At 70.5% G+C, this 23,535-nt stretch carries 24 protein-coding genes; 8 read left to right on the forward strand and 16 right to left on the reverse strand.

All coding sequences use genetic code 11. The features are described from left to right. Positions 1 to 149: 149 nt before the first annotated feature. Genes QBE02_RS09960 through QBE02_RS09985 form a run of 6 tightly spaced genes read right to left on the reverse strand, consistent with a single transcriptional unit; the run spans position 150 to position 3,276 of the window. Positions 150 to 1,037: an Asp23/Gls24 family envelope stress response protein gene (locus tag QBE02_RS09960; RefSeq protein ID WP_279365587.1), complete on the reverse strand. Its 888-nt coding sequence runs from the start codon at positions 1,035 to 1,037 to the stop codon at positions 150 to 152. Between the two features lie 20 nt (positions 1,038 to 1,057). Further along, a complete protein-coding gene (locus QBE02_RS09965; RefSeq protein WP_056225284.1) occupies positions 1,058 to 1,645 on the reverse strand; it encodes a hypothetical protein in 588 nt (195 codons plus the stop codon). Then, a complete protein-coding gene (locus QBE02_RS09970) occupies positions 1,645 to 2,223 on the reverse strand; it encodes a DUF6286 domain-containing protein (RefSeq protein WP_268102912.1) in 579 nt (192 codons plus the stop codon). Before QBE02_RS09970 ends, QBE02_RS09965 begins: the two co-directional genes overlap by 1 nt. After that, the gene (locus tag QBE02_RS09975) at positions 2,223 to 2,615 is read right to left on the reverse strand and encodes a hypothetical protein (RefSeq protein ID WP_268102911.1); all 393 of its coding nucleotides are present in this window, start codon (positions 2,613 to 2,615) and stop codon (positions 2,223 to 2,225) included. Before QBE02_RS09975 ends, QBE02_RS09970 begins: the two co-directional genes overlap by 1 nt. Beyond that, positions 2,612 to 2,800, reverse strand: coding sequence for a DUF2273 domain-containing protein (locus QBE02_RS09980; protein WP_056225276.1), 189 nt, complete (start codon positions 2,798 to 2,800; stop codon positions 2,612 to 2,614). Before QBE02_RS09980 ends, QBE02_RS09975 begins: the two co-directional genes overlap by 4 nt. Next, positions 2,797 to 3,276 (reverse strand): Asp23/Gls24 family envelope stress response protein, encoded by a 480-nt coding sequence (locus tag QBE02_RS09985; protein WP_056225274.1) that lies wholly within the window; start codon positions 3,274 to 3,276, stop codon positions 2,797 to 2,799. The genes QBE02_RS09980 and QBE02_RS09985 overlap by 4 nt, the downstream gene beginning before the upstream one ends. A gap of 301 nt (positions 3,277 to 3,577) precedes the next feature. On the opposite strand from QBE02_RS09985, the gene fdhD reads away from it, so the two are divergent. Continuing rightward, entirely contained in the window at positions 3,578 to 4,456 is an 879-nt protein-coding gene (fdhD, locus tag QBE02_RS09990; RefSeq protein ID WP_279365588.1) for a formate dehydrogenase accessory sulfurtransferase FdhD, read from the forward strand. Positions 4,457 to 4,517: 61 nt separating this feature from the next. Further along, entirely contained in the window at positions 4,518 to 6,839 is a 2,322-nt protein-coding gene (locus tag QBE02_RS09995; RefSeq protein WP_279365589.1) for an FdhF/YdeP family oxidoreductase, read from the forward strand. Positions 6,840 to 6,878: 39 nt separating this feature from the next. On the opposite strand, the gene QBE02_RS10000 is transcribed toward QBE02_RS09995, so the two are convergent. Next, positions 6,879 to 7,874, reverse strand: coding sequence for a glycerate kinase (locus QBE02_RS10000; RefSeq protein WP_279365590.1), 996 nt, complete (start codon positions 7,872 to 7,874; stop codon positions 6,879 to 6,881). A gap of 225 nt (positions 7,875 to 8,099) precedes the next feature. Between QBE02_RS10000 and purL the strand changes: the two genes are divergently transcribed. Together purL and QBE02_RS10010 are read left to right on the forward strand one after the other, a co-directional pair. Beyond that, a complete protein-coding gene (gene purL / locus QBE02_RS10005) occupies positions 8,100 to 10,439 on the forward strand; it encodes a phosphoribosylformylglycinamidine synthase subunit PurL (protein ID WP_279365591.1) in 2,340 nt (779 codons plus the stop codon). A gap of 54 nt (positions 10,440 to 10,493) precedes the next feature. After that, positions 10,494 to 10,631, forward strand: a complete 138-nt coding sequence (locus tag QBE02_RS10010; RefSeq protein WP_164481587.1) for a hypothetical protein — start codon at positions 10,494 to 10,496, stop codon at positions 10,629 to 10,631. Positions 10,632 to 10,702: 71 nt separating this feature from the next. On the opposite strand, the gene QBE02_RS10015 is transcribed toward QBE02_RS10010, so the two are convergent. Further along, the gene (locus tag QBE02_RS10015; protein WP_279365592.1) at positions 10,703 to 11,773 is read right to left on the reverse strand and encodes an epoxide hydrolase family protein; all 1,071 of its coding nucleotides are present in this window, start codon (positions 11,771 to 11,773) and stop codon (positions 10,703 to 10,705) included. Positions 11,774 to 11,914: 141 nt separating this feature from the next. On the opposite strand from QBE02_RS10015, the gene QBE02_RS10020 reads away from it, so the two are divergent. Continuing rightward, positions 11,915 to 12,907, forward strand: a complete 993-nt coding sequence (locus tag QBE02_RS10020) for a hypothetical protein (RefSeq protein ID WP_279365593.1) — start codon at positions 11,915 to 11,917, stop codon at positions 12,905 to 12,907. Between the two features lie 33 nt (positions 12,908 to 12,940). Then, positions 12,941 to 13,687 (forward strand): hypothetical protein, encoded by a 747-nt coding sequence (locus tag QBE02_RS10025; RefSeq protein WP_279365594.1) that lies wholly within the window; start codon positions 12,941 to 12,943, stop codon positions 13,685 to 13,687. Between the two features lie 83 nt (positions 13,688 to 13,770). On the opposite strand, the gene QBE02_RS10030 is transcribed toward QBE02_RS10025, so the two are convergent. Next, positions 13,771 to 13,998 (reverse strand): DUF3253 domain-containing protein, encoded by a 228-nt coding sequence (locus QBE02_RS10030; RefSeq protein WP_235556924.1) that lies wholly within the window; start codon positions 13,996 to 13,998, stop codon positions 13,771 to 13,773. 80 nt (positions 13,999 to 14,078) lie between these two features. Here QBE02_RS10030 and QBE02_RS10035 point away from each other — a divergent pair, with 80 nt between their 5' ends. Beyond that, positions 14,079 to 14,810: a YqjF family protein gene (locus QBE02_RS10035; protein WP_279365595.1), complete on the forward strand. Its 732-nt coding sequence runs from the start codon at positions 14,079 to 14,081 to the stop codon at positions 14,808 to 14,810. Between the two features lie 53 nt (positions 14,811 to 14,863). On the opposite strand, the gene QBE02_RS10040 is transcribed toward QBE02_RS10035, so the two are convergent. The 4 genes from QBE02_RS10040 to QBE02_RS10055 all read right to left on the reverse strand — a co-directional run bounded on the left by QBE02_RS10040 (position 14,864) and on the right by QBE02_RS10055 (position 18,934). Next, positions 14,864 to 15,769 (reverse strand): glycine betaine ABC transporter substrate-binding protein, encoded by a 906-nt coding sequence (locus QBE02_RS10040; RefSeq protein ID WP_279365596.1) that lies wholly within the window; start codon positions 15,767 to 15,769, stop codon positions 14,864 to 14,866. Positions 15,770 to 15,902: 133 nt separating this feature from the next. After that, positions 15,903 to 16,907: an ABC transporter permease gene (locus QBE02_RS10045; RefSeq protein ID WP_279365597.1), complete on the reverse strand. Its 1,005-nt coding sequence runs from the start codon at positions 16,905 to 16,907 to the stop codon at positions 15,903 to 15,905. Continuing rightward, entirely contained in the window at positions 16,907 to 18,241 is a 1,335-nt protein-coding gene (locus QBE02_RS10050; protein WP_279365598.1) for a quaternary amine ABC transporter ATP-binding protein, read from the reverse strand. The genes QBE02_RS10045 and QBE02_RS10050 overlap by 1 nt, the downstream gene beginning before the upstream one ends. 387 nt (positions 18,242 to 18,628) lie before the next feature. Continuing rightward, a complete protein-coding gene (locus QBE02_RS10055; protein ID WP_074694465.1) occupies positions 18,629 to 18,934 on the reverse strand; it encodes a chorismate mutase in 306 nt (101 codons plus the stop codon). 80 nt (positions 18,935 to 19,014) lie between these two features. On the opposite strand from QBE02_RS10055, the gene QBE02_RS10060 reads away from it, so the two are divergent. Then, positions 19,015 to 20,139 carry an AI-2E family transporter gene (locus QBE02_RS10060; RefSeq protein WP_279365599.1) on the forward strand — a complete coding sequence of 375 codons (1,125 nt, stop codon included), beginning with the start codon at positions 19,015 to 19,017 and terminating at the stop codon, positions 20,137 to 20,139. Positions 20,140 to 20,152: 13 nt separating this feature from the next. Here the strand turns inward: QBE02_RS10060 and QBE02_RS10065 are convergent, their stop codons facing one another. The 3 genes from QBE02_RS10065 to QBE02_RS10075 all read right to left on the reverse strand — a co-directional run bounded on the left by QBE02_RS10065 (position 20,153) and on the right by QBE02_RS10075 (position 23,500). After that, positions 20,153 to 21,355 carry a lactonase family protein gene (locus QBE02_RS10065; protein ID WP_279365600.1) on the reverse strand — a complete coding sequence of 401 codons (1,203 nt, stop codon included), beginning with the start codon at positions 21,353 to 21,355 and terminating at the stop codon, positions 20,153 to 20,155. Next, positions 21,355 to 22,641 (reverse strand): adenylosuccinate synthase, encoded by a 1,287-nt coding sequence (locus QBE02_RS10070; RefSeq protein WP_150954110.1) that lies wholly within the window; start codon positions 22,639 to 22,641, stop codon positions 21,355 to 21,357. The genes QBE02_RS10065 and QBE02_RS10070 overlap by 1 nt, the downstream gene beginning before the upstream one ends. Positions 22,642 to 22,714: 73 nt before the next feature. Then, positions 22,715 to 23,500, reverse strand: coding sequence for a hypothetical protein (locus tag QBE02_RS10075; RefSeq protein WP_279365601.1), 786 nt, complete (start codon positions 23,498 to 23,500; stop codon positions 22,715 to 22,717). Between the last annotated feature and the right edge of the window lie 35 nt (positions 23,501 to 23,535).

A 23,535-nucleotide genomic window follows, 5' to 3' on the forward strand; every position in this document is an offset into this window, starting at 1 on the left:
TCATGCAGGCATGTCGCTTCTCGGGGTGGGATACCTGCCCGAGCGACAACTTCCGGTGACGTGTCCGGGACGTGTCGGGTGGGGTGCGTCTGCCGCGGCACGCGAGGGCGCCCCGGCCGAAGCCGGGGCGCCCTCTCGAATCTCGCGGTTCAGGCGCGGGGGCGCTCGTCCTCCACGACCGACTGCACACTGTCGGTCGCCGGGGTCTTGTCGTCGGCGCGCACCTCGTCGGCGGCGATCGCGATGTCGATCGCAGCGTCTTCGAGCGCCTCGGCGACGACGTCGCTCACGTCTCCACGATCATCCGCGGCGGGCGACGTGCGCTCGGGCTCCAGGCCCTCGGTCACGCGATCCGCGGCGTCGATGTCGGACTCCGCGTCGGCCGCGACCACGCGCTCGCGTGCCTGACGAACGGTCTCGTCCACGGCAGCCGCTGCGCCGGCGGCGACGTCCTTCGTCCTGGAGACGGCGGTGTCGATCGTCTCCGAGGCGCTGGCCGCGAGGTCCTTCGACCGCGACCGCACATCATCGGCCACCTCCGAGGCCCGGGACTTCGCGTCGTCGGCCACGGCCGATGCCCGGTCCGCGACGTCCTTCGCCTTGGCCTTCGCGACGTCGGTCACCTCGGATGCGCGGGCGGCGACGGCATCCGCCCGCTCTTCGGCCTCGGCCACGACGTCACGGTCGAACGGTCCGAACACGCCCGTCACCACCACGTCGACGTCGACCCGACCGCGGCCCAGCGGCTCGAGCGCGGTGCGCACGGCCCGGCGGACCTCGTCCGACACCTCGCGCAGTTTGTGCGGGTAGTCGACGACGAGCGAGATGGTCGCGGTGACCGCGTCGGCCCGATCGGTGTCGATCTTCACACCCGGAGCGGTGCTTGCGAGACCGACACGCTCGCGCACGGCATCCGACGCCCGTCCGATCAGGCTGCCGAGCGCGTGAACGCCCGGGACGGCGCCTGCGGCGGTCGCCGCCAGGGTCGCCGCCGCGTCGAGGTCGGGCGGGTCGATGGTCGCATCGATGGTGGACATCACGTCTCCTCGTGGGGGTGTCAGTGGACGCGGGTGTTGTCGCGTGCGAGCTTCGCGCGCAGACCCGAGTGGATGGAGATGTAGGCGCGCAGGTTCTGGCCCGTGAGAGCGGCCAGGTTGGTGACCAGCGTGTCGACGTGCTCGGCGACGTCGCGGGGCGAGGTGTTCTGGCGCGGGGTGACGGCCACGTGCAGGACCGACTCCTTGCCGACCTCGCCGGCGCTGACGCGGGACGAGAGGATCTCGTCGCGCTCGCCCAGGGCGTTCTTGAGGGCTTCGGACGCGAACCCGTCGGTGACGGTGATGCGTCCTTCGTCGTTCGCGCTGCCGGTCGACTGCAGCGGAGCCTGGCGGCGCCCGCGCACGGCGGCCGAGGCGATCAGGATCAGGATGATCGCCAGGACCACGATGGCCGCGACGGCGCCCCAGCCGGCGGACTCACGGCCCAGCGACTCGAGCCAGCCCTGGAAGCCGCCCATGACGGAGGTCCAGGTGTCGGTCCCGCCCGGGAGCAGACCCACGGCGAGCGCAAGGGCTCCCAGGCCCAGCAGCACCACGGCCACCAGGAAGAGGAGGAAGCGGTTCAGACCGCGTCGCGTCGCGTTCATCAGGACTCCTTGGTGTCGGGACGCTGTACGCGCAGGTGGGTGCGCACGGCGGGCGAGAGCTTGTACGAGCTGACTTCCTCATCGACGATGCGGCGCAGCTGCGCCTCGTCGACGGGGATGCCGACCGGGGGCCGCACCGTCACGTCGACGGAGCGGTGGGCGACGCCCACGACGATGTCCTCCCGAGCGATCCCCGACTCGTTGCTGAGGTGCTGGGCGAGGGCGGATGCCACGACGCCGTTGTCCACGACGACGGCCCGCTCCCCCCACGACATCTCGTGGCGCGAGAGGCGGCCGGGCTTGAGGGCCAGGACCAGGACGATGAGCCCGACGATGGCGAGCACGACCCCGCCGACGACGAAGGCGACCGGCATGAGAGCGGTGGGCGCCGCGACGACGGCATTGAGGGCCTCGCCCGGGGCGACCAGCAACGGCTGAGCTCCAGACAGGTCGAGGATGATCTCGACCGCGGCGTACGCGAGGGCGAGCAGCAGCAGCACGACCACGACGAGCATGGCCACGGTGCGGGGCGAGTGGGTCTCGCGACGCACGACGGTGCGGAGCACGGTGTCAGTCATCACAGCACTCGCTTTCGCTGAGGGGCGGTGGCGCCCGAGATGGTGAGGTCGACGCGCGAGATCTCGCGGCCGAACAGACGGGTCAGACGCGAGCGCAGCTCGGTCTGGGCGACGCGCGCGGCCTCCAGCACGGGAGTCGCGGCGTGCACGGCCTCGGTGTCGTCGAGGCGGGGGACGGGGAACGCGGTCGTCACACGCACGGCGGCGGTCTGACGGGCCGAGACGATCTCGACGCGGACGCTCTTGGCATCCACTCCGATGATGTCGGCGGCGGCCCGCTCGGCCGTCTTCTGCAGCACGCGGTCCGAGATGGTCACCCGGCCGGCGGGGAGGCCGGGGCCGGCAACCGTGGTGCGGTTGCCGACCCCGGGGGAAGCGGTGACGGTGGTCACGATGTGCTCCGACCCTTGAAGGCGTTGACGATGTTGCCGAAGTCGAGTTCACCCGCCGTGATGCGGGCGACGACCACGCCGATCGCCATGAAGAGGGCGACGAGGATGAATCCCCAGAAACCGAAGATCAGGGCGCTGAGGGCCAGGACGAGGCCGACCAGGGCGCCCTTCGTGGTGGCGCTCACTGGACGCGCTTCTCGGACTCGGCGTCGTTGTTCTCGTCGCCCGGGATGTGGACGTCGTTCACGTCGACGTTGACCTCGACGACCTCGAGGCCGACGAGACGGTTGATGGCACCGGCCACGCGGGCGCGGACCTGGTCGGCGACTTCCTGGATGGGGGCGCCGTACTCGACGACGATGGTGACGTCGGCGGCGGCCTGGGTCTCGCCGACCTCGACCTTGACGCCCTGCGTCAGGTCGGTGGCGTTGATGGCGTCGCGGATGGCACCGAGGGCGCGGGCTCCGCCGCCGCCGAGGGCGTAGACGCCGTTGACCTCGCGGGCCGCGATGCCGGCGACCTTCGCGACGACGCCTTCGGCGATCGTGGTCTTGCCCTCGGTGTGGGCTTCCTGACCGCGACCGGCGAGGGGACGGTTCACGCGCGACGCCGCCTGGGGGACGTTCTGCGCAGCGGGGGTGGTGGGGGCGTTCTCAGCCATGTCCGTGCCTTTCGAATGTCTGGACCCGGGTGTCCGGGGTGGGCGCTTCGGCCTACAGGACTAAGACGTACCGGGTGGGGGAATCGTCACGTCGGACTTGAAAAACTTCTGCGGATCTGTATTCGCATGAATGCGGATGGCCGGAAACCGCAGAATTTCGCGACTGTGCACGTTCCCATGGCGACCGGGTGTCGGCATCCCCTCGATCGGTCATTTCGTCGCGGAAGAGCGCGCCGCGGTGTCGGAGGCCCGGCGTACGCTCGACCCATGTCCCCCTCCAGCTCTCGGATTCGGTCCTGACATGGGCCGCCTGACCGCGTCGCGTCGCGTGACGCGCCTCACCCTCGACGGCGTGAACAGACAGCGGCCGGATGCCGTGGCCGTCGAAGAACCGCTCGAGATCCGCGTCGCCGGTACGCCCCTGTCTGTGACGATGCGCACCCCCGGGCACGACGTCGAGCTGGCGGCCGGCTTCCTCGTGTCGGAGGGCGTCATCAGTCGCCGCGACGAGTTCGCCCGGGCGATCCACTGCGGCGGCCCCGGAACGGGCGGAGCCGACGGCAACACCTACAACGTGCTCGACCTCACGCTCGCACCCGGCGTGGAACTCCCCTCCACCGACATCGCGCGCTCCTTCTACACGACGAGCTCGTGCGGAGTGTGCGGAACGGCGTCGATCGACGCGGTCGAGAAGGTGTCGAGCTACGACGTCGCCTCCGACGGCATCCAGGTCTCGGCGCACGACGTCGCCGCCTTCCCCGATCGTCTGCGCGAGCAGCAGAAAACCTTCGATAAGACCGGCGGCCTGCACGGCGCAGCGCTCTTCGATGTCGCCAGCGGCGATCTTCTCGTCGCCCGCGAAGACGTCGGCCGGCACAACGCCGTCGACAAGGTCGTCGGCTGGGCCCTGCTGAACGACCGACTGCCCCTGCGCGGCACCGTGCTGCAGGTGTCGGGCCGCGTGAGCTTCGAGCTCGTGCAGAAGGCCGTGATGGCCGGCATCCCGATGCTCTCCGCCGTGTCGGCGCCCTCATCGCTCGCTATCGAGCTCGCCGAGCGCGCGGGTCTCACCCTCGCCGCCTTCGTGCGGGGCAACAGCATGAACCTGTACACGCGGACGGATCGCATCATCGCGCCGTCCACAACCCCCGCGACGACCGATCTCGCGAGCGTACGCTGACGACCGAGTGCAGGGCGAGTGGATGCCACCGCCCCTGCGCCGCAATCCACGGAGGGTGAACATGGGTGAATCGTTCGGGCTGATGACCGAGGAACCGCGACAGGGAGGCCTCGGCCCGCAGGTCGAGGGAGAGTGGTCGAGCACCGGCCCCTACGAGCACCCCGCCGCCGGCTGGGGCGCCGCCCTCACCGTCGGCAAGGTGCTCTACCAGCAGCGCCAGCCGGTCGCCGGCACCAGGGCGATGTTCACGATGAACCACCCGAAGAGCGGTTTCGACTGCCCCGGGTGTGCCTGGCCCGACGACAAGGGCGTCACCCTCGACATCTGCGAGAACGGCATCAAGCACGTCACGTGGGAGATGACGCACAAGAGGGTCGGCAAGGAGTTCTTCGCCGAGCACTCGGTGACCGAGCTGTCGCGATGGAGCGACTTCGAGCTCGAGGACGCCGGCCGTCTCGTCGGCCCGATGGTCTACGACGCCGAGACCGACCACTACGTGCCGATCTCGTGGAACGACGCGTTCCGCACGATCGCGCAGCACCTCACCGCGCTCGACTCCCCCGACCAGGCCGCCTTCTACACCTCGGGCCGCCTCAGCAACGAGGCGTCGTTCCTCTACCAGCTGTTCGCGCGCGAGCTCGGGACCAACAACCTCCCCGACTGCTCGAACATGTGCCACGAGGGCTCGGGCCGTGGACTCACGGCATCGCTCGCCACCGGCAAGGGCACCGCCGACCTCGAGGACTGGGAGAACGCCGACGCGCTGTTCATCCTCGGCGTCAACGCAGCTTCGAACGCGCCGCGCATGCTCACCAGCCTCGCCGAGGCGATCGACCGGGGCGCTCAGGTCGTGCACGTGAACCCGCTGCGAGAGGTCGCCGGCACCCGCACGATCGTGCCGCACGAGATCGTCGACATGGCGACCTTCCACTCCACCCCGACCAGCACGATGAACCTGCAGGTGCGCCCCGGCGGCGACCTCGCTCTCATCCGCGGCATGGCCAAGGTGGTCTTCGAAGCCTCGGCGACCGACCCCACCGCGATCGATCAGGCGTTCCTCGACCAGTACACCAGCGGACTCGGCGAGTACCGCGCGATGGTCGAGGCGACGACGTGGGCCGAGCTTGTCGAGCAGGCGGGTCTGACCGAGGCCGAAATTCGCGGAGCCGCGGCGGTGTACCTCGCCTCGGAACGCTGCGTCATCAGTTGGTGCCTCGGCGTCAGCCAGCACCAGCACGGCGTCGACACCGTGCGCGAGATCGTCAACCTGCTGCTGCTGCGTGGAAACGTCGGGCGCAAGGGCACCGGGCCCTCGCCCGTGCGCGGACACAGCAACGTGCAGGGCAACCGCACGTGCGGCATCAACCACAAGCCCACCGAGGACTGGCTCGCGAAGCTCGACGAGGTCTGCGGCATCACCTCGCCCCGCGAGCCCGGCCTCGACACCGTGCACACGGTGGCGGCGCTGCACCGCGGCGACCTCAAGGTCTTCCTCGGCATGGGCGGCAACTTCGTGCGGGCCGCTCCCGACACCACGCTCACCGCCGAGGGCATGGGCCGGTGCGAGCTGACGGTGCACGTGAGCACCAAGCTCAACCGCAGCCACCTCACCCACGGCAAGCAGGCGCTGATCCTCCCGTGCCTCGGCCGCACCGAGCGCGACGAGCAGGAGTCGGGACCCCAGTCGATCTCGACCGAAGACGCCATGAGCTCGGTCATGCTCTCGCTGGGGTCGCGCAAACCCGCCTCGCCGCACCTGCTCAGCGAGCCCGAGATCATCGCGCGCATCGCCCGGGCCACCATGCCCGAGTCGGCGACGCCGTGGGAGTGGTACGTCGGCGACTACGACCGCATCCGCGACACGATGGCGAAGGTGCTGCCCGGCTTCGAGGGCTTCAACCAGCTCGTGCGCCAGCACTACGGCTTCCGCATCCCGCAGCCCGCGCGCGAGCGCGACTTCCAGACACCGTCGGGCAAGGCCGAGTTCTCGCACGCCGATCTGCCCAACGTCATCCCCGAAGAGGCCGACGTGCTCGTGCTGCAGACCATGCGTTCGCATGACCAGTGGAACACCACGATCTACTCGGCCGACGACCGCTACCGCGGCGTGCGCAACATCCGCGAGCTCGTCTTCATGAACCGGCGCGACATGAAGCAGCGCGGCATCGCCGAGGGCGACCTCGTCGACATCGTGGCCACCTCGCGCGACGGTTCGGTGCGCAGCGTCACGTCGTTCCGCGCCCTGGAGTACGACACCCCGCGCGGCAGCGCCGCGGGCTACTTCCCCGAGCTGAACGTGCTGCTCGGCCCCGATGACTACAGCCGTCAGAGCGACCAGCCGCTGATGAAGGACATCCGGGTGCGCATCGCGAAGACGGCCTGACGCCGGGAAGAGTCGAGACCCCCGCGGAGGCGGCGACCCTCAGAGGTCGAGCTGCCAGAGCGCCTGTGTCGTCGTGACGCGCAGGGCGTCGGCGGCGTCGGCGAGTGCGCGCTCGGCGCCCACGACCTCGCTCATCGAGAAGACGCGCGAGCCGACGGCGTCGGCGGCGACGACCCCCGCGATGACGACCGCCGGCACCCGGTGGCGCGCGGCGACCGAGAGCACGTGCCCCGGCCCCTTGCCCGCGAGGCTCGTGGCGTCGAACGCGCCCTCCCCGGTGAGGACCAGATCCGACTCGGCGAGCGCCTCGCTCAGCTCGAGCGCCTGCGCGACGTAGGCCGCGCCGTCGACCACCTCGGCGCCGGCCGCGAGCAACGCGCCGGAGAGACCACCGGCGGCGCCCGACCTCGGCATGACCGAGACGTCGAGCCCGAAGCGCTCGGCCCAGTCCGCGGCATCCGCCCGCAGGCGCTCCGTCAGGCGCTCGACGAGCTCGGCGTCGGCGCCCTTCTGCGGACCGAACACCTCGGCCGCGTGGATGAACGTCGTGGTCGTGTCGGTGAGCACCGTCACCTGCCCGGGAGCGAACGGCACGTGGTCGCCGAGCGCCTCGATCGCCCCGCGTCCACCGTCGGTCGCGGCGACGCCGCCGGTACCCACCACGATGCGGACCGATCCCGCGTCGAGGGCGAGTCCGATGAGCTCGCCGACGCCGCGTGTCGTCGCCCCCCAGGGGTCGTTGGCCTCCGCTCCCCCGGCGAGGACGAGTCCGGATGCCGCTGCCGACTCGATCACGGCGGCTCGACCGTCGAGGCGCCAGGCCGCGCGCACGGGTGCGCCGAGCGGTCCCGTCACCTCGTCGTGCACGTTGGCCCCGCCGAGGGCATCGAGCGTTCCGTCTCCGCCGTCGGCCATCGGCACGATGGCGATCTCGGCGCCCGGCCATCGGTCGCGCACGGCCAGGGCCATGGCATCCGCCGCCTCCCGCGCGGTCAGCGTGCCCTTGAACTTGTCGGGGGCGATGACGATGCGCAAGCTTCTCCCTCCGCGGACTGCGGACGGCGCCGCACCGACCATCTTGCCCCGAGCCGCCGCACGGGCACGGCGATCCGCACATCCTCAGCCCGGATGCCGGGAACCCGGCCGACGTTCCGCGGATCACCGAGGTTGCGCTCTCACGCTGTCGTCGACCCCGGGCATGTCGGCGCTCCCAACTAGACTGACTGGCGTCCGGCCCCTGCGATCTTGGAGCTCAGCCGCGTGACCACCCCGAACCCCGCCGCCCGTACCGCTCTTGCGGACACCGTCGACAACGCGATCGCCACTCCCGAGAAGGATCAGCCGTACGGCGCCCTCGGTCTCAAGAGCGACGAGTACGCGAAGATCCGCGAGATCCTCGGCCGCCGCCCCACCAGCGGCGAGCTGGCGATGTACTCGGTCATGTGGAGTGAGCACTGCTCCTACAAGTCGAGCAAGATCTATCTCCGTCAGTTCGGCCAGAAGGTCAGCGACGAGATGAAGACGCGCCTCATGGTCGGCATGGGCCAGAACGCCGGCGTGGTCGACGTGGGCGACGGCTGGGCGGTGACCTTCAAGGTCGAGTCGCACAACCACCCGAGCTACATCGAGCCCTTCCAGGGCGCGGCCACCGGCGTCGGCGGCATCGTGCGCGACATCATCTCGATGGGCGCGCGCCCGGTGGCCGTCATGGACCAGCTGCGCTTCGGCGCGATCGACCACCCCGACACCCCGCGCGTCGTGCACGGCGTCACCAGCGGCATCTCGTTCTACGGCAACTGCCTGGGCCTGCCGAACATCGGCGGCGAGACCGTGTTCGACGCGGTCTACCAGGGCAACCCGCTCGTCAACGCCCTCGCGGTGGGCGTCATGCGCCACGAAGACATCAAGCTCGCCAACGCCACCGGCGTGGGCAACAAGGTCGTGCTGTTCGGTGCCCGCACGGGCGGCGACGGCATCGGCGGCGCGAGCATCCTGGCATCCGACACCTTCGCCGACGGCGGCCCCACCAAGCGCCCCGCGGTGCAGGTGGGCGACCCGTTCGCCGAGAAGGTGCTCATCGAGTGCTGCCTCGAGCTGTACCGCGACGACCTCGTGGAGGCCATCCAAGACCTCGGGGCCGCGGGTATCTCGTGCGCCACGAGCGAGCTCGCCGCCAACGGCGACAGCGGCATGAAGGTCGAGCTGTCGAAGGTGCTGCTGCGCGACCCCTCGCTGACTCCCGAAGAGATCCTCATGTCGGAGTCGCAGGAGCGCATGATGGCGATCGTCGCGCCCGAGAAGCTCGACGCGTTCCTCGCCGTCGTCGGCAAGTGGGACGTCGAGACCAGCGTGCTCGGCGAGGTCACCGGAGACGGCCGCCTCGTCATCGACTGGTACGGCGAGCGCATCGTCGACGTCGACCCCTCGACCGTCGCGGTCGACGGCCCCGTCTACGAGCGCCCTGTCGCGTACCCCACGTGGATCGACGCCCTTCAGGCCGACTCCGCAACGAAACTGCCTCGCACGACCGACAACGACGTGTTGCGCGACCAGTTCACGACCCTCGTCGCGAGCCCGAACCTCGCCGACACCTCGTGGATCACCAACCAATACGACTACTACGTGCTCGGCAACACGGCGCTGAGCTTCCCCGACGACGCCGGCATGATCCGCGTCGACGAGGAGACCGGCCTCGGCTTCGCGATCGCGACCGACTGCAACGGCCGCTACAACCAGCTCGACCCCTACAACGGTGCGAAGCTCGCCCTCGCCGAAGCGTACCGCAACGTTGCCGTCACGGGAGCGGTGCCCACGGCCGTCACCGACTGCCTCAACTTCGGCAGCCCCGAGAACCCCGAGGTCATGTGGCAGTTCAGTCAGGCCGTCGAGGGTCTGAGCGACGGCTGCCTCGAACTCGGCATCCCGGTCACGGGCGGCAACGTGTCGTTCTACAACCAGACCGGCGACCAGCCGATCCACCCGACCCCCGTCGTGGGCGTCCTGGGCATCATCGACGACGTCGCCGCCCGCATCCCCAGCGGATGGCAGGACGCCGGCGAGAACCTGTACCTGCTCGGCGTCACCGCCGACGAGCTCGACGGCTCGCAGTGGGCCGGCACGATCCACGACCACCTCGGCGGCCGCCCGCCGAAGGTCGACCTCGGCATGGAGCGCAAGCTCGCCGAGCTGCTGCAGGCCGCAGGCTCCCAGTCGCTCGTCTCGAGCGCGCACGACCTGTCGTCGGGTGGTCTCGCGCAGACCCTCGCCGAGGGCGTCATGCGCTTCGGCGTCGGCGCGCGCGTCTGGCTGACCGAACTCATGGAGCGCGACGGGGTGGATGCCACGGCCGCCCTGTTCAGCGAGTCGACCGGCCGCGTGCTGGTGAGCGTGCCCCGCGAAGAAGACGTGAAGTTCCGCGGACTCTGCGACGGTCGCGGCTACCCGGTGCTGCGCATCGGCGTGACCGACGTCGAGCCCGGCACCGAGGCCACCCTCGAGATCCAGGACGTCTTCACCGTCCCCGTCTCGGGGCTGCGCCGCCTGTCGAACGAGACGCTGCCCGCGGTCTTCGGGCCGACCGTCTCGGAGCCGGTGGCCTGAGGCCCGGGCTCCGGCCCCGCACCGCACCCCCGCACCGACGAGAGGAGACGCGCGATGACCGATGAAGACGACGACATGACCGTGTTCAGCGACAAGCGTCAGAAGCGCGTCAAGATCACCGCGTGGGTCGTGATCGGCGCGCTCGTGCTCACCGGCGGCGGTGCGACGGTCATCTCGCTGATCCTCGGCTGAACCCCGCGATCCCCGCGTGAGGGGTCATCTTCTGTCGCCTGGGGAGCGCCTCGGCGACAGAAGATGACCCCTCATGCGTTCTCGAGCAGGGCGCGGAGGTCGGCGGCGAGCATCGCCGGGTGCTCCATCGCGCCGAAATGCCCGCCCGACGGGAAGCGCGTGAACCGCACGGTCGGGTACCAGCGGCGAGCGAACGACTCGACCCCGTGGTCGAGGTCGTGGGGGAAGAGCCCGAACGCCGTCGGCACGCTCACCCGGCCGGTCGGTGGGAAGCGCCGCCGGTCGAAGTACACGCGGGCGGCGCTGCCGGCCGTGCGGGTGAACCAGTGCAGCGACAGGTTCTCGAGGATCAGCTCGAGGGGGATGCGCCCGAACACGTCGCCCTCGCCCCAGGCCTGGAACTTCTCGAAGTACCAGCTCGCGAGTCCCGCCGGTGAGTCCGTCAGCGCGGCGGCCAGCGTCTGGGGCTTGGTGCGCTGCTCGGCGGCGTAGGCACCCTCCGCGACCTCCCAGGCGGCAGCGGCATCCGCCCATTCCTTCTCTTCGACCGACAGATCGTCGTCGTCGATCGTGTGCCAGAGCGGCACGTCCGAGAGGTGCAGGGCCGTCACGCGCTCGGGGGCGAGCGTGGCGATCTGATCGGCGATGGCGGTGCCCAGGTCGCCGCCGTGCACCGCGAACGACCGCACGCCGATCTCTTCGAGCGCGGCGAGGAGGCGCGCGGCGTTCCATCGCGGACCGCCCTCGTCGCGACCCGCCGGGTCACTGAACCCGAACCCCGGGATGCTGGGCACGATCACATCGAGGTCCGCCAGGTGCTCGGCCACTCCGCGAAAGCGCACGAAGCTGTCGGGCCACCCGTGGATGAGCACGATCGCGGGAGCACCAGGCGTGCCGGAGCGCCACAGGTGCACGCGGCGGCCCGGGTCGCCGACGAGCAGGTGCTGCTCGTCGCGCAGCCGCCGCTCGACGCGGCTCCAGTCGAACTCCGCCCAGGCATCGAGCACGCGACGAAGCGCCGAGGGACGTGTCCCGCGCGACCAGTCGTCGCCCACGTCGTCGGGCCACCGCGTCGCGGCGATGCGCCGTCGCAGGTCGTCGATCTCGTCAGCCGAGGTGCGCGGGTCGAGGCGGGTGATCATGGGGTCCACCCTGGCACGGCAGCCGCCGGTGCCGCAGAGGGAGGAACAGGGTCCGTGAGGGCTGCGCCCGCAGGTGCCGCGGCTGCGGATTCCGGCTCGACACCCAGCCGCGTGTCGGACCCCCGGCATAGCATGGGGACCGTGGAACCGCTGATGGCCCTTCTGGTCGACTGGTGGTGGATCGGCCCGGCTGCGGCCGGTGCGGGCACCGTCGGCTGGCTCGGCGTGCGTCGTTCCCGCCAGCGGGCTCTTCCCGCGGGCACCACGACCACCACAGATCGCGCCGTTCGCGCCTGGTCGTCGCGCCCCCTCGGCAAGGCGGCTGCACGCCGGCTCGAGCTCGACGCCGCCGTGCTCGATCTCCAGACCGCGCGCCATGCCGTCACCCGCGGCCGCGCCGACGTGAAGGTCGCCGACGCCGAAGTCGTGCGCGCCCAGGCCGAGCGGGCGGCATCCCGCATCCCGTCCGACGCGGTCGCCGCCGCGCGGGGGCGGTTGACCGACGCTCAGCGCGACCTTCGCGCCGCCCTGGCCGAGGTGCGCGCACGCCGCGCCGGGGTGAAGGCCGCGAAGGCGATGCTCCCCGCGATCCGCTCGGGCAGCGCGCCGTTGCCGGTCGCCCGCCTGCTGGCCGATCACGACGCGATCCTCGCGCGCTGGATGGCCTACGAGACCGACCCCGGGCTCGCGATCGACTACCCGCAGATGAGCGACTCCCGCTCCCCCCTGCTCGCGGAGTTCCTCCGCGCGCACGAAAAAGCGCAGTGGCTCCGGCCGTCCTCGGTGCAGACGCGCCTGTCTCCCGCCGACTTCCTCGCCTACCGCGACGCCGTGCGCCGCACCGCTCACGCCTTCGACCGCGCCGAGCGGGCGGCCCGCCGCGGTGCCGGCGAGCAGCCGAGCGTCGAAGGCAACGACGCGTGGAGCCGCGTGGCATCCGACCTCGCCGAAACCGCCCAGCGTGCCCTCGCCCGCTCGATGGAGTCGGTGGGGCGTGCTGCCGCCCGCACCTGGAGCGAGCGGGGCGCGAAGCGTAACCAGAAGAAGTCTCCGGATGCCGGGAGCCCGCCGCCGTCGAGTGGCCCGGTCTGGCCGCCGCCCGCACGCGACCGGCCGCCGACGTCGTCTTCCTGAGAACCGCTGGAGGCACCGGCGTAGCATGACGCTGTGACGGAGCTGTTGAACTTCCTCGGCCACTACTGGTGGTTGGCCTTCCCCGTGTTCGGGATGACGATGGGAGCCGTCAACGCGCGCGTGAAGCGTCGGGAGCTCGCCGCCCGCCGTCGCCACCGTGAGCAGCTCGAGCTGATCCGCGCTCAGGGTGGTTCGATCGAGACATCGGGTGCGGCGCCGATGCCCCTCGCCGCACCGACCGACGGTCAGCAGCGTCTGATCGCCGCGCAGGACGCCGTCACGCACCGCTGGCTCGAGTACGAACTCGACGCGACGAAGCTCATCACCTATCCCGCGATGAGCGATGGCCGCCAGCCGCTCACCGCCGCGTTCCTTCGGGCGAAGAAAGCCGCCGACAACCTGCGCCCGGCCGAGGGCGAGACTCTTTCGCCCGAGCGGCTGCGGGAGTACCGCGACGCGGTCACCGACTACGAGGTCGCCTTCGACGTGGCCGAGCGCGACGCGCGACGCGTGAAGGACGCGGCGTTCACGGCCGACGAGCGCAAGCGCCTCGACACCGCCAAGCAGTTGCTGACCGTCGCGACCGATCAGGCTGCCACCCCGAACGAGCGCCAGCTCGCCTACAGGCGGGTCCGGGAGGAGCTCGACGGGCTGATCCTGCTGTCGGATGAAGCCGTCGATGTGCTCGAGAAGAAGGTCGCGCTCGAGCTTCCCCGCGAGCGCACCGCACCTCGGGCATCCGGGCCCTCTGCCGAGGCGGCGCCCGGCTCCGCCGCCTGACCGCGCGGGCTCCGTCGGATCCGACTCAGGAAGCCCTCCGCGAGCCCACCCAGCCCCGGTTCACCGGCTGAACACGCGCGCCTTCAGCCCACCCGACGGATGCGCACCGGCCCGCGGGCGGTGGTCACATCGACCACCTCGCCCCTCTGCGTCACCTCGACCTCGCCCCGCTCGACCAGCGCGTGCGCGGCGTCGCGTGCGGGCTGCATGAGGTCGCGCCAGTCGTCGCCGCCGACCGCGCGCGCGGCCTCGGAGGGGCAGATCGTCTTTCCTGCGTCGCGCGCCGCGAGCAGTTCGCGGATGGATGCCACGAGCCGAGGGTCTGCACCAGATGACGGGGCCATCTGTCCAGTCTCCCTCCGCGCCGAGGCGACGGGGCCAGAATGACCCGGTGATCACCGAGCGACACGCCCCCGACCTCCCCGGACGCGCCGTCATCGCGCAGCGATGGAACCGCGCGGTCTTCGTGCATTGGCGCATCGACCCCGCCGAGGTCGCTCCGCTGCTTCCCCGGGGTACGCGCCCCGACGTGCACGACGGCTCCGCCTGGGTAGGGCTGGTGCCATTCGTACTGAGCGAGTTCCGGTTCCTGCCGCTGCCGCCGGTGCCCCTGCTGGGCACCTTCACCGAGATCAACGTGCGCACGTACGCCGTCGACGATGAGGGGCGTCAGGGGGTCGTCTTCCGCACGCTCGAGGCCGAGCACCTCGCCCCGGTGCTCGCGGCGCAGGCCCTGTTCGGACTCCCCTACCGCTGGGCGCGCGCGGGGGTGCGCACCGACGGCGCGCGGATCGAGTTCCGGTCACGGCGCCACGGGGGTCGGCATCCGGGCACTCACGTGCGGGCCACCCTCGGCACCGAGACGGTCGACACCCCGCTGTCGCGCTTCCTCACCGCGCGGTGGGGCTTCCACGAGCGGCACCTCGGTCGCACGATCTGGGCGGCGAACGCGCACGAGCCATGGCCGCTCGTGAGCGCGGAGCTCGATGCACTCGACGACGACCTGGTCGCCGACTCCGGCTTCCCCCAACTCGCCGGTCGCACGCCCGACTCCGTGCTGGCGATGCCCGCGGATCACCCGGGCTTCATCACGCGGTTCACGGGGGCCCACGCGATCGCCTGACACGACGACGCCCCCTCCGCCGCGAAGCGAAGGGGGCGTCATCGAGCGGGGCGTCAGTCGCGCTGCGTCGAGAACGCCGAGGGGTTCTTCTCGAGCCAGGCGTCCACGGCCTCGGCCTCGCGGCCCTCGCCGTACTCGTTCACCACGAGGTCCTCGAGCGAGCCGTACTGCTCGTCGTCGAGCTGGATGCCCTTGATGAGCTCGGCGGCATCCGGGTAGGTCGAGGCGAAGCCGGACGTACCGAGGAAGTGCAGCGCCTCGGGGTCGCCCATCAGACCCTGGGGGTCTTCGAGATCCTTGACGTCGTAGGTGTCGTTGGCCCAGAACGGACGCCACAGCGTGACGGCGATGTCCTTCTGCGCCGCAATGGCGTTGTCGAGCTCGGTGAGCATCGCCGCGGTCGACGAGGTGACGAGCTCGAAGTCGCCGTCCAGCCCGTAGCCGGGCATCATGGTCTCCTGCGTCTGCGTGGTGAGACCGGCGCCCGGCTCGATGCCGTAGATGCGGCCGTCGAAGCGCGCGGCGTTGGCCTTGAGCTCTTCGATGGAGTCGATGTCGACGTAGCTGGGCACCGCGATGGTCAGCTTGGCGTTGTCGTAGTAGGCGCCGAGGTCTTCGATCTTGTCGCCGTAGCGGTCCATGTACGACTTGTGCGTCAGCTCGGGCCATGCCGAGGGGTAGATGTCGACATCGCCCTGGGCGAGGCCCGTGTACAGGGGACCCGCCTCGGTGAGCGTCTGCATCTCGACGTTGTAGCCGAGCTTCTCGAGCTGGTCTTCGAGGAGGTAGGCCGTGCTGAGGCCGTCCGTCCACGAGGGCAGGAAGCCGAGCGTGATCGTGCCCTTGTCGCCGCCGCCGCCGTTGCCGCCTTCGGCCTGGTTGCCGCTGGCGCAGCCGGCGAGGGCGAGGGCGCCCACGGCGCCGAGGGCGAGGGCAGAGGTGAGGTGTCGCGTGTTCATTGCTGTGTTCTCTTCCTTTTCGTATGTGATTCCGTAGGTGCCTTCCCGCGTGAGGGGTCGATTCGTGACGCCTGGCGCGAGCCGGAGCGACCGGAAGCGACCCCTCACACGGACGAGGGAGGGATGCCGGGACTCAGTGCCCCGTCGACACCGGCGCTCGACGCGGCGAGGCCTTCTCGCGCTCGGCCTCGCTCGCGGCATCCGACGAAGACGTGTCGGCGTGCGGCGCAGCGGTGGATCCGGCCGTGACGGCGGTCGCGGAGCGCGCGGCGCGGCGACGCGAGAGCAGGCCCAGCAGCGAACCGCGGTTGTCGGCACGGTTGCCGAGGGCCGCGGTCAACCGGTCGAGGTAGACCGCGAGCACCACGACGCTCAGACCCGCCTCGACACCCTTGGGCAGGTTGACGGTCGAGATCGACTGCACGACCTCCTTGCCCAGGCCGTCCGCCCCGACGATGCCGGCGACGACTGCCATCGACAGCGCGAGCATGATGACCTGATTGACGCCCGCCATGATCGTGGGCATCGCGAGCGGCAGTTGGATGCCGCGGAGGATCTGACCGGGGGTCGCACCGAACGCGTGTCCGGCCTCGACCGTCTCGGAGTCCACCCCGCGGATGCCGAGCTCGGTCAGTCGCACACCCGGCGGCAGAGCGAAGATGACGGTCGAGACGACACCGGGAACGACGCCGATCGAGAAGAAGGTGATCGCCGGGATCAGGTAGACGAACGCCGGCATCGTCTGCATGAAGTCGAGGATCGGCTTCAGGATCGCGCGGACCGTGGGGTTGCGAGCCGACCAGATGCCGAGAGGCACCGAGATGGCGACCGCCACGATGGTCGCCACGAGCACCAGGGCGAGAGTCTGCATGGCGGTGACCCACTGGCCCATCGCCAGGATCAACGCGAAGCCGATGACCGTGCCGAGCGCGAGCTTCCACGAACGCAGCAGCCACGCGAGGGCGGCCGCGACCACGATGACCACGATGATGGGCGCCGCCAGAAGCACGTCGCTGAGCCCACCGACGAGAAAACGCACGACCAGGGCGACGACGTCGAACAGGCCCGAGAGGTTGTCGCGGACCCAGTCCACGCCGGCATCCACCCAGGATCCGACCGGAATGCGGAAACCATCCATCAGCGCACCCCCTCGGTCTCGGATGCCGAGACCCCGGCATCGGCGGGAGTCCCATCGAGGGCCGCGTCGATCTCTGCGGAGGGAAGGGGCTGGGGCAGCACGGTGAGCTCCTCGGTCGCGGTGGGGCCGGGGCCGAGAGCCGCGAGCAGGGTCACGCGGGGGATGACCCCGGCGAGGCGCCCGTCGGCGTCGAGGACGGCGAGGGGAAGGGGCGATTCGACCGACGGCACGAAGAGGTTCATCAGCACGTCGTCGACGCCCACGCTCTGCGGCAGCGGCCTGAGCGTGCCGAGCAGCGAGTTCTCGCCGGCGCGCACGAGCTTGATGGCATCCCGATCGGTGATGATGCCGAGCGGCTTGCGATCGCGGTCGGTCACGTAGACCGCGGACATGTAGGCGTCGCGCATCTGACGGAGCGCGGTGCGGGGACCGGCGGAGGCGTCGACGCGGGGACGCGCACGCTCCATGACGTTGCCCGCGGTGAGCACGCGGGCGCGGTCGACGTCCTGCACGAACTGCTCGACGTAGTCGTTGGCGGGGTCGGTGAGGATGTCCTCGGGTGTGCCGATCTGGACGATGCGACCGTCGCGCATGACGGCGATGCGGTCGCCGAGGAACATCGCCTCGTTGAGGTCGTGGGTGATGAAGACGATGGTCTTCTTCAGAGTGCGCTGGAGTTCCAGCAGCTGCTCCTGCATCTCGCGACGGATGAGCGGATCGAGGGCGCTGAACGCCTCGTCCATCAGCAGGATGTCGGTGTCGGCGGCGAGGGCGCGGGCGATGCCGACGCGCTGCTGCATGCCGCCCGAGAGGGCCGAGGGGAGCTTGTCGCCCCACCCGTCGAGGCCGACGAGTGCGAGGATCTCGTTCGCCTTGGCGAGGCGCTCGGCCTTGCCGACGCCGCGGAGTTCAAGCGGGTACGCGACGTTCGCCGCGACCGTGCGGTGCGGGAGGAGCGCGAAGTGCTGGAAGACCATCGCGAGGCGATCGCGGCGCAGGGACCGCAAGCGCGCGGCGCCGACGCCGGTGAGGGCGTCGCCCTTCACCTCGACGGTGCCGGCGGTCGCCTCGTGCAGGCCGTTCAGCATGCGGATGATGGTGGACTTGCCCGAGCCGGAGAGGCCCATGATGACGAAGATCTCGCCGGGCTGGACGTCGAAGCTGGCATCGATGACGGCGGCGGTTCCGTCGTCGGCCACGTCTTCGCGTCGGGCACCGGAGCGGAGCTTGTCGACGGCGGCCTGAGGGGCTCGACCGAAGACCTTGAACAGGTTCTTGGCGGAGAGAGCGGGCGCCGCGGTTGCGGGCGGCGCGGAGGCAGGCGGATGGGTCACTGTGTGCACCTCGGCGGCCTTCGGGTGGCCGCAGCGGTCACGCCCGGGTGGCAGCCGTCGGCGCTCTCCGGGGGTGGAGCGCGTCAGCGACGGATATCGGATCCGGCGCTCAGGCCGCCGACCGTACGCTCACCGGGTCGACTCCCCCGAGTCGTCACCGGCGACCGCGGACTGGTCGGGTGGGCGGCCCGAGAACGGGCCTCCACAAACGTTTCACGCTGATGGAATCCCTGGCAAATCGCCCACGGCCTTGCGATCCCGGATGCCGTGTGTCACGCGTGCGCGTGTGGATGAGGTGCCCGCGCAGCCGTCTCCGACCACATCGCCGATGTCAGCCCGGGCGTGTCGCCGACCCCCTGCGCGGGAACGGGACGGTGTGGCGACGCCTCAGTCGACGGCGGGTTGCGCCGCGGCGGAGCGGTGGTGACGGATGACCTCGGCCACGACGAAGTTGAACCACTTCTCCGCGAAGGCCGGATCGAGGTCGGCCTGCTCGGCGAGCTGCATGAGCCGGGCGATCTGCTGTTCCTCACGAGAGGGGTCGGATGCCGGCATCCCGTGCTTCGCCTTGAGCACGCCCACCTGCTTGGTGCAGCGGAAACGTTCCGCCAGCAGGAAGATCAGGGCGGCGTCGATGTTGTCGATGCTGCCGCGGAGCCCCTGCAGAATCGTCGAAGGATCGGCCTCGGTCATGTGTCCTCCTCAATCGCTCCGACCCTACCGGTCGGCGCCGACGCCCGAGCACGACTCTCAGCGAGTCCTACAGTGTGAGCATGAGCCGATCCACGCGCCCCGACCCGACCGCCGAAGGCGCAGACGCCGGGGCCACCACCTCGCGCGACAAGCCGGTCTGGTCCGCCCTGGCCCGCCCGTATGCGGCCGGGTTCTTCCTCACCCTGGGCGGACTCACGGCGATCCTGCTCGCGCTGGCTCTGTCGAACCTCTCGACGGTGCTCATCTACATCGCCATCGCGCTGTTCATCGCTCTGGCCCTCGACCCCCTCGTGCGTCTGCTCGTGCGCCGTGGGCTCTCGCGCGCATGGGCGATCGTGATCGTGTTCGGTGGGCTCGCCGTGATCCTCGCTGGCGCCCTGTGGCTGCTCATCCCTCCGGTCGTCCGCCAGGTCGAGCAGTTCGTCGGCGACATCCCGACCTTCGTCAACGACCTCATCGACAGCGAGGCCGTGCGCTGGGTCGAGACGAACTTCGGCGACAGCCTCGGCGACGTGCTGAAAGAGGTGCAGGGCTTCGTCACCAACCCCGCCAACATCGCCGCGATCGGCGGCGGGCTGCTCCAGGTCGGAATCAACATCGGCACCTTCATCTCGGGTGCGATCATCGTGCTCGTCCTGAGCTTGTACTTCTTGGCATCCCTGCCGAAGATGAAGAACTCGCTCGTGCGCCTCACCCCGGCCCGCAGCCGCGAGACCGTCGCCGACATGACGGGCCAGATCACCGACTCCGTCGGCGGCTACCTCGCGGGGATGGTCGTGCTGGCCCTCTGCAACGCGGTCTTCGCGTTCATCGTGCTGACCATCCTGCAGCAGCCGTTCGCCGCCCTACTCGCCGCGCTCGCGTTCGGCATCACCCTCATCCCGCTCGTCGGGTCCGTGCTGTTCTGGGCGACCGCGACGGTCTTCACACTCATCGTCAGCCCGAGCGCCGGCCTGATCTTCGCGATCGTCTACCTCGTCTACATGCAGATCGAGGCATACATCCTCACGCCCCGGGTGATGAACCGCACAATCTCGGTCCCCGGCGCTCTCGTCGTCATCGGCGCGCTGGTCGGCGGCACGCTCCTGGGCCTTCTCGGAGCGCTCGTGGCGATCCCCGTGACCGCCTCGGTGCTGCTGATCATCAAGCAGATCGTGATCCCGCGGCAGGATGCCAAGAAGTAGGGCCCGAGGCGGTTCAGCGCATCGGCAGCAGGCGCGTCGGAGACGGAGACGGGGTGCGGTGGCGCACCTTGCCGGGGATGCCGGTGCGGCCATCGAGCGGCAGAGAGACGATCTCGTGCGCCAGCTGACCCGCGACGAGCAGGGTGTCGTCGACGACGACGTGATGTCGCGGCCAACGGGTGCCCGTCTCGGCGAGAGCGAGCAGCTGCAGCTCTTCACCGTGCCCGCGCACCGAGAGCACGCCCACGGTGTCGCTGCCGCGCACGCCGGCGTACAGCGTCGACCCGTCGCGACTGCTCGACAGCTCGGCGGCGGTGTCGGTGTCGAGGGTGCCGAGCAGCGGCTGACCCGAGACGAGGTGCCACCGTCCCGCGCGGTCGGGCGCGAGGACGAAGACCTCGCAGCTCAGCTCGGTCATGACGTAGAGATGACCCGAGGGATGCCACAGACCGTGGCGCGGTCCGCTGCCCTTGGGGAGGGCGACCTCTTGCGCGAGCCGCAGCCCGCCCTCGTGCGTGCGCCAGAACCGCACGAGGTCGAAGCCCATGTCGGTCGTCGCGATCAGGCCGCCGGGCAGGAACACCGCCTGGTGAGCACGCGACACGCGGGCTCCCGCGACGGCCTCTTCCGACTCGGCGTCGGTGACGGGGACATCGTCGTACGCGGGCACGAGGTGGGAGTACTCCTCCCCGGCTGCGTCGCGAAGAGCCCGTGCCGCGGCGGCCAGGTCGGGCACCACCGCGCCCGAGACTCGGGCGCCGGTCGAGACGGTGCCCTCGTCCGAGGCCGCCCCGTACGGGTCCGCGGCCTCGGCGGCGACGACTGGGCGCGACGGCCGACCCTGGGCGTCGAGCGCGATGCGGACGATCCGGCCGTCCCCCCAGCAGCTCGCCACGAGGAACGAGGCGTCGGACGCGACCGCGATGTGGCAGACGGCACCACCCGCCTCGACGGGCGGTGCGAGAGGTGTCAGGCGGGTCTCGGCGGTCCGTCGGAACGCCTGCACCGTCCCGTCGAACTCGACAGCGGCGTAGACGATGTCGTCGTTCGACGGGTGCGCGGCCACCCACGAGGCGGAGCCCGGCACGGCGGCGGCGGTCGCGACCATGCCGAGGGGGCCGCCGGCCCCGAGTGAGTCGGGCTCGCCCGCCTGCAGGATGCCGATGCCCTCGGCCGCCCCGGTGTCGGGGGCGTAGGCGCCGACCCAGAAACGCATCAGTCGATCAGGTCGTGGCGCACGATCACCTGATCGCGGGCCGGGCCCACGCCGATGACCGAGATCCGCGTGCCACTCATCTTCTCGAGCGCGAGCACGTAATCCTGTGCGTTCTGGGGCAGGTCCTCGAAGGTCCGCGCGGTCGAGATGTCCTCGCTCCAGCCCGGGTAGTACTCGAGGATCGGCTTCGCGTGGTGGAAGTCCGTCTGGTTGACGGGCAGGTCGTCGAAGCGCTCACCGTCGACGTCGTAGGCGACGCAGACGGGGATCTGCTCGAGCCCGCCGAGGATGTCGAGCTTGGTCAGCACGAGGTCGGTGATGCCGTTGATCCGCGTCGCGTAGCGCGTGATGGGCGCGTCGTACCAGCCGACGCGACGGGGGCGTCCGGTGGTCGTGCCGAACTCGAAGCCGCGCGAGCGCAGCCAATCGCCGCTCTCGTCGAACAGCTCGGTCGGGAAGGGACCGGAGCCGACGCGCGTCGTGTACGCCTTGACGATGCCGACGATGCGGTCGAGACGGTTGGGACCGACGCCCGAACCCGTCGAGGCGCCGCCGGCCGTCGCCGACGACGACGTCACGAACGGGTAGGTGCCGTGGTCGACGTCGAGCATGGTGGCCTGGCCGCCCTCGAAGACGACGACGTCGCCGGCCTCGAGCGCGTCGTTCAGCAGGAGCGAGGTGTCGGCGACCATCGGGCGCACGCGCTCGGCGTACGAGAGCAGGTCGTCGACGATCTCGTCGGCCGTGATGGAGCGGCGGTTGAAGATCTTCACCAGCAGGTGGTTCTTCTGGTCGAGGGCACCCTCGACCTTCTGACGCAGGATGTTCTCGTCGAAGAGGTCCTGCACGCGGATGCCGACGCGGTTGATCTTGTCGGCGTAGGCCGGGCCGATGCCGCGACCGGTGGTGCCGATCATGCGCTTTCCGAGGAAGCGCTCGGTGACCTTGTCGAGCGTGCGGTGGTACTGCGTGATGATGTGCGCGTTGGCGCTGATCTTGAGGCGGCTCGTGTCGAGGCCACGCGCGTTGAGGGCCTCGAGCTCGTTGAAGAGCACCTCGAGGTCGACCACGACGCCGTTGCCGATCACGGGGGTGACCCCCGGAGACAGGATGCCGCTGGGCAGCAGGTGCAGCGCGTACTTCTCGTCGCCGATGACGACGGTGTGCCCGGCGTTGTTGCCGCCGTTGAACTTCACCACCCAGTCGGTGCGCTCACCGAGCAAGTCGGTGGCCTTGCCCTTGCCTTCGTCGCCCCACTGGACGCCGACGATCACGATTCCGGGCATGTGCGCTCCTCGCGTCTGATTCCGGCGGTACACCCCATCCTATCGAGCGGGCCCGATACGGCCCGCGCGCGCCTTATGCGCCGAAGGTGCTCGTGATGTCGTGCCAGGCGATCGACGCCGGGACGGTCGCGCCCCGCGCCGATGCCAGCACCAGGGTCACGGCATCCGGAGCCGACAGGACCTCGTTCGGCAGGACGCGGAACGAGCGCGTCGCGCCCGGGAGATCGACGAGGTGGCCCGCGGTGCTGGCCGAGGTGGCGGCGACCGTGTGCCGAAACCCGGGCGGGGTGGCTGCCGGCGTGCGCCTCTCCACGGTGAGACCGTCGCGCCCACCCGCGTACTGGACGTAGTCGTCCTCGCCGAGGGTGAGGATCGCGAATGCAGGCCCGCGGTGGTCGGCGATCCAATCGACCGACGCCGCCAGCAGCGCGGGGCTCGGATCGGCATGGGTTCCCCCGTTCTCGACCGTCAGGCTCGCTCCCACCAGGGGGGTGGGATCGACCTGACGCGCGGGATCCGGACGCCAGAGCATTCCGTCCGTCACGCTGACGTCCTCGAAGCCCCATCCGTGCTCCGTGGCAAGACGGTGGACGACGGCGGTGAGGTCTTCGGCCTCGTACCACGGCGCGGAGAGGGACAGGAGCGCACCCTCGGGTGCGTAGTCGGCGAAGTGCTCCCCCTCCGTCAGGGTGTCAGGGGCCTCGGACAGGGGCCGGTAGAACTGCTGCAGGGCACCGACGGCCCGGGTGATGAGCGCGCTGGGCTGCTCGTCGCGGGCGGGTCCAGCGAGCCATGCCCGCAGCGCCTCTCGTCCGATGGGGGCGGCGGCGGGGTCGAACACGTGGATGTCGTAGCTCACGGCGGACTCCTGGGTCGGGGTGCGACCACCCTAAC

The organism is Microbacterium testaceum (assembly GCF_029761935.1).
GTDB classification, from domain to species: Bacteria; Actinomycetota; Actinomycetes; order Actinomycetales; family Microbacteriaceae; genus Microbacterium; species Microbacterium testaceum_A.

Coding starts and splice junctions, on each gene's coding strand:
- QBE02_RS09960 (WP_279365587.1), bottom strand. CDS start 1,037: ATGTCCACCATCGATGCGACCATCGACCCGCCCGACCTCGACGCGGCG.
- QBE02_RS09965 (WP_056225284.1), bottom strand. CDS start 1,645: ATGAACGCGACGCGACGCGGTCTGAACCGCTTCCTCCTCTTCCTGGTG.
- QBE02_RS09970 (WP_268102912.1), bottom strand. CDS start 2,223: ATGACTGACACCGTGCTCCGCACCGTCGTGCGTCGCGAGACCCACTCG.
- QBE02_RS09985 (WP_056225274.1), bottom strand. CDS start 3,276: ATGGCTGAGAACGCCCCCACCACCCCCGCTGCGCAGAACGTCCCCCAG.
- fdhD (WP_279365588.1), top strand. CDS start 3,578: ATGGGCCGCCTGACCGCGTCGCGTCGCGTGACGCGCCTCACCCTCGAC.
- QBE02_RS09995 (WP_279365589.1), top strand. CDS start 4,518: ATGGGTGAATCGTTCGGGCTGATGACCGAGGAACCGCGACAGGGAGGC.
- QBE02_RS10010 (WP_164481587.1), top strand. CDS start 10,494: ATGACCGATGAAGACGACGACATGACCGTGTTCAGCGACAAGCGTCAG.
- QBE02_RS10015 (WP_279365592.1), bottom strand. CDS start 11,773: ATGATCACCCGCCTCGACCCGCGCACCTCGGCTGACGAGATCGACGAC.
- QBE02_RS10040 (WP_279365596.1), bottom strand. CDS start 15,769: ATGAACACGCGACACCTCACCTCTGCCCTCGCCCTCGGCGCCGTGGGC.
- QBE02_RS10045 (WP_279365597.1), bottom strand. CDS start 16,907: ATGGATGGTTTCCGCATTCCGGTCGGATCCTGGGTGGATGCCGGCGTG.
- QBE02_RS10055 (WP_074694465.1), bottom strand. CDS start 18,934: ATGACCGAGGCCGATCCTTCGACGATTCTGCAGGGGCTCCGCGGCAGC.
- QBE02_RS10060 (WP_279365599.1), top strand. CDS start 19,015: ATGAGCCGATCCACGCGCCCCGACCCGACCGCCGAAGGCGCAGACGCC.
- QBE02_RS10065 (WP_279365600.1), bottom strand. CDS start 21,355: ATGCGTTTCTGGGTCGGCGCCTACGCCCCCGACACCGGGGCGGCCGAG.
- QBE02_RS10070 (WP_150954110.1), bottom strand. CDS start 22,641: ATGCCCGGAATCGTGATCGTCGGCGTCCAGTGGGGCGACGAAGGCAAG.